This is a genomic window from Nocardioides sp., from assembly GCF_034670285.1.
Taxonomy (GTDB): Bacteria; Actinomycetota; Actinomycetes; order Propionibacteriales; family Nocardioidaceae; genus Nocardioides.
Window position 1 is genome coordinate 1 of the sequence record NZ_JAXMNS010000382.1, and the last position, 3,621, is coordinate 3,621.

Here is a 3,621-nt window from a genome sequence, read left to right on the forward strand (position 1 = left end):
GTGGCGCCTCCACCAGCGAGTCGACCCAGTCCTCCGGGATGGGCGGGACCGTACGACGGGTCCTGATGACCGGCGTGTCCTACATGATCCCGTTCGTGGCGGCCGGTGGTCTGCTGATCGCCCTCTCCTTCCTCCTCGGGGGGTACGAGATCGTGAACCACCCTGAGATCGCCACCGAGAACTCCCTCGCCGACCTGCCCGACCTCGCCGCGCTCGGACTCGACCACGCGCTCTTCGGCAGCGCCCTGCTGGCCTACTTCGGTGCGTTGATGTTCGTGCTCGGCGGCGCCGCCTTCGGGTTCCTCGTGCCGGCGCTCGCCGGCTACATCGCCTACGCCATCGCCGACCGGCCCGGCATCGCTCCCGGCTTCGTCATGGGTGCTGTCGCGGGCGTGACCGGCTCCGGCTTCATCGGCGGCATCATCGGCGGTGTGCTGGCCGGCCTCTCGGCCCACTGGATCGCGCAGCGACAGGTCCCGACCTGGGCTCGTGGCCTGATGCCCGTGCTGGTGATCCCGCTGGGCGCCACCCTGGCCAGCGGGCTCGTCATGGTCGTGGTGCTCGGGCGGCCGCTCGCAGCCCTGAGCGAGGGTCTCAGCGACGGCCTCAACAGCATGAGCGGAGGATCGGCGATCCTGCTGGGTGTCATCCTCGGACTGATGATGGCCTTCGACATGGGCGGCCCGCTCAACAAGACCGCGTACGCCTTCGCGACCACCGGGCTCGCCGCCGTCGGCACCGTCCAGGACGCCCCCGAGCTCAAGATCATGGCCGCCGTGATGCTCTCCGGCATGGTGCCCCCGATCGCCCTGGCCCTGGCCACGGTCGTGAGGCCCAAGCTCTTCAACCAGGCCGAGCGCGAGAACGGCAAGGCCGGCTGGCTGCTCGGCTCCAGCTTCATCACCGAGGGCGCCATCCCGTTCGCTGCGGCCGACCCGCTGCGCGTCATCCCCGCGATCATGCTCGGAAGCGCGGTGACCGGTGGTCTGTCGCAGGCCTTCGACGTCGGCATCCGCGCTCCGCACGGTGGCATCTTCGTGCTCTTCGCCGTCGACGGAGTGCTCGGCTTCCTCATCGCTCTCGCCGCCGGTGTCGTGGTGGGTGCAGCTGCCGTGATTGCCTTGAAGTCCCTTTCCAGCAAGCCGGTCGTCCCCGCCGAGCTCGAAGAGCCCGCAACCGTCTGACCTGTCTGTCCCAACCTCAACGCATCACTCAGCACCCGACCCATGAAGGAGCACCACATGCCCACCACCACCGTCACCGTCGGCTCGACCGTCGGCCTCCACGCCCGTCCGGCCGCGATCATCTCCGAGGCCGCCTCCGAGCTGGACTCCGAGGTCTTCATCGGGATGCCCGGCGCCGAGCCCGTCGACGCCGGCTCCTCGCTGATGATCATGACCCTCGGTGCCGGTCACGGCGACTCCGTCGAGATCTCCGGCGACAACGAGGCCGACGTCGCGACGATCGCCGAGCTCGTGGCCAAGGACCTCGACGCCTGAGCCGACGAGGTCCCGGCACGTGAGATCGTCGTGCCGTGGCCTCCCCGCACCGCGTTCCCGCACCTCGGCGCCGACGTGGCGGCTCCTGGGCCTTCCGCCTCGGACTCGTCCTCGTCGGCGCCGGTGTCGTGCTGCTCGGCTACGTGGGCTGGCAGCTCTACGGCACCAACTACGTCTCCCAGCAGCGCCACGACCGCACGGTCGAGGCACTGCTCGAGGAGTGGCGCGAGGACGGCGTCAACGGCCCTGACGCTGACCCAGGCGCTGCCTCCTCCGGCACCGTCCCGAGCGGCGGCTCGTCGGCCGATGCGATCATCCGCGTGCCCGCGTTCGGTGAGGACTACGCCGTACCCCTGATCGAGGGCGTCGACGACGAGGCCCTCGCCTCAGGTCTCGGCCACTTCCCGGAGTCTGCGGCTCCGGGCGAGCCGGGCAACTTCGCGCTCGCCGGACACCGCATCACTCACGGCGAACCCCTGCGCGCCATGACCGACCTAGAGGCCGGCGACGAGATCATCGTCGAGACGCGCGACCGCATCCACACCTACGTGCTCGACACCGGGGGTGATGACCTGCGCGTGCCGTTCACCGCGACGTGGGTCGTCGGACCGACGCCGGTCAACCCTGCCGGCGGCGTCTCCCCCACGCCCGACGAGACGCACCTGATCACCGTGACCACGTGCGCCGAGCTCTTCCACACCGACGACCGGCTGGTGGCATTCGGGCACCTGGTGGAGTCACGGCCCCGCTGAGTCGGGAACGGCCCCGTCGCGCAACGTGAGGTAGACCGCCCGCATCCCGACCGCGCGCTCGAGCTCCTCGGTGACGGAGGCGAAGAACTGGCTGCGATAGGTGTCGTCGGTGACCGCCGAGACGGTGAAGTAGAGCCCGGAGAAGGCCGCCAGGAAGAGTGAGACCTGGACCAGCTCGACGGAGGCGTTGGGCAAGAACGGCAGCGCGTGGAGGCCACCCTCCTGCTGGGCGGTCCACGACTCCTGCACCCCCTCGCTCATCACGAGCGCACCGAAGACGAGGAAGAAGCCGAAGACCGTCATCGCGAGCAGCACAACCTGGCCCACCTGCACCACGAGCAGCACCAGGATCAGGTTCCACCGGTCGTAGCCGTGCACCGTGGCCCGGGCCGCAGGATCGGCGCCGGCGTCCACGAGGTCCCGAGTTGCCGTTGCCAGGGGCGTCCCGCGCGTCGTGCGCAGCAGGAACGCAGCATCGACGGCGTCGTCCACCCGGTCGACCTCCTCCGGCAGCCGGACGAGGAGGAACATCACCGCGAGCGAGAGCAGCAGCAGGACCGTCAACCACAGCAGCCCGGGGGCGAGGGCCGAGGTCATCTGCCAGACCTCGGCGTTGATGAACAGGAAGGTCACGAAGACCAGCAGCAGCGGCAGGGCTCGGCTGGCCATCGGGACCAGGAGCTTGAGGCTGCCGAACGTGCGACCCAGCGCCCACAGGACGATCTCGCGGGCGTGCAGGGCGGTGAACGTGTAGTAGAGCGCGCCGAGTCCGAAGGTCGAGGCGACCACGGCCGGGATCGCGGTCTGCTGCTCGAGCAGGACCGCGGCGTAGACCGCTGCCGCGGCGATGACGCTGACCACCAGCGCGGTCGGCACCATCCGCCTGGGCCTCAGGCCCTCGCGCACGGAGGCGCGCACCGACGGCACGAAGTAGGTGAGACCGTGGCTGAGGAACCAGCGCTCCGCCTGGAGCACCGTGCCCGAGGCAGCGACCGGACCCGGGGACGACGACGGAGCCGACGGCTCAGCCACCGAGGATCTCCCGGGCGTGGTCGACGTCGAGAGCCATCTGCTCGAGCAAGGGGTCCAGTCCGTCGAAGGCGACCATCCCCCGCAGCCGCTCGACGAACTCGACCTCGACCTCGACGTCGTACAGGTCGAGACCCGTGCGGTCGAGCACGTAGGACTCGACCCGACGGTCGCGCACGCCCTCGAACGTCGGGTTGGTGCCCACGCTGATGGCCGCGGGAAGCACCTCGCCGGTGTCGAGGCGCCGCAACCGTCCGGCGTACACGCCGTCGGCGGGCGCGGCGGTGAGCGGGTCGGTGGGGACGTTGGCGGTCGGGTAGCCGATCTCGCGGCCGCGCTGG

The 3,621-nt window shown here is 70.3% G+C and carries 5 protein-coding genes; 3 read left to right on the forward strand and 2 right to left on the reverse strand.

What is annotated here, in order from left to right:
• The 3 genes from VOI19_RS16240 to VOI19_RS16250 all read left to right on the forward strand — a co-directional run.
• On the forward strand, positions 1–1,184 hold a 1,184-nt coding region (locus tag VOI19_RS16240; protein WP_323794006.1), incomplete at its 5' end, for a PTS fructose transporter subunit IIC.
• A 57-nt stretch (positions 1,185–1,241) separates the two neighbouring features.
• Positions 1,242–1,499, forward strand: coding sequence for an HPr family phosphocarrier protein (locus tag VOI19_RS16245; RefSeq protein ID WP_323794007.1), 258 nt, complete (start codon positions 1,242–1,244; stop codon positions 1,497–1,499).
• Between the two features lie 35 nt (positions 1,500–1,534).
• Complete coding sequence (locus VOI19_RS16250; RefSeq protein ID WP_323794008.1) at positions 1,535–2,251, forward strand: class E sortase; 717 nt, start codon at positions 1,535–1,537, stop codon at positions 2,249–2,251.
• Here the strand turns inward: VOI19_RS16250 and VOI19_RS16255 are convergent.
• A complete protein-coding gene (locus VOI19_RS16255; RefSeq protein WP_323794009.1) occupies positions 2,237–3,283 on the reverse strand; it encodes a hypothetical protein in 1,047 nt (348 codons plus the stop codon). The two genes, VOI19_RS16250 and VOI19_RS16255, sit on opposite strands and share 15 nt — an antisense overlap.
• On the reverse strand, positions 3,276–3,621 hold a 346-nt coding region (locus VOI19_RS16260), incomplete at its 5' end, for a riboflavin kinase (RefSeq protein ID WP_323794010.1). The genes VOI19_RS16260 and VOI19_RS16255, both read right to left, overlap by 8 nt.

Coding starts and splice junctions, on each gene's coding strand:
- VOI19_RS16245 (WP_323794007.1), top strand. CDS start 1,242: ATGCCCACCACCACCGTCACCGTCGGCTCGACCGTCGGCCTCCACGCC.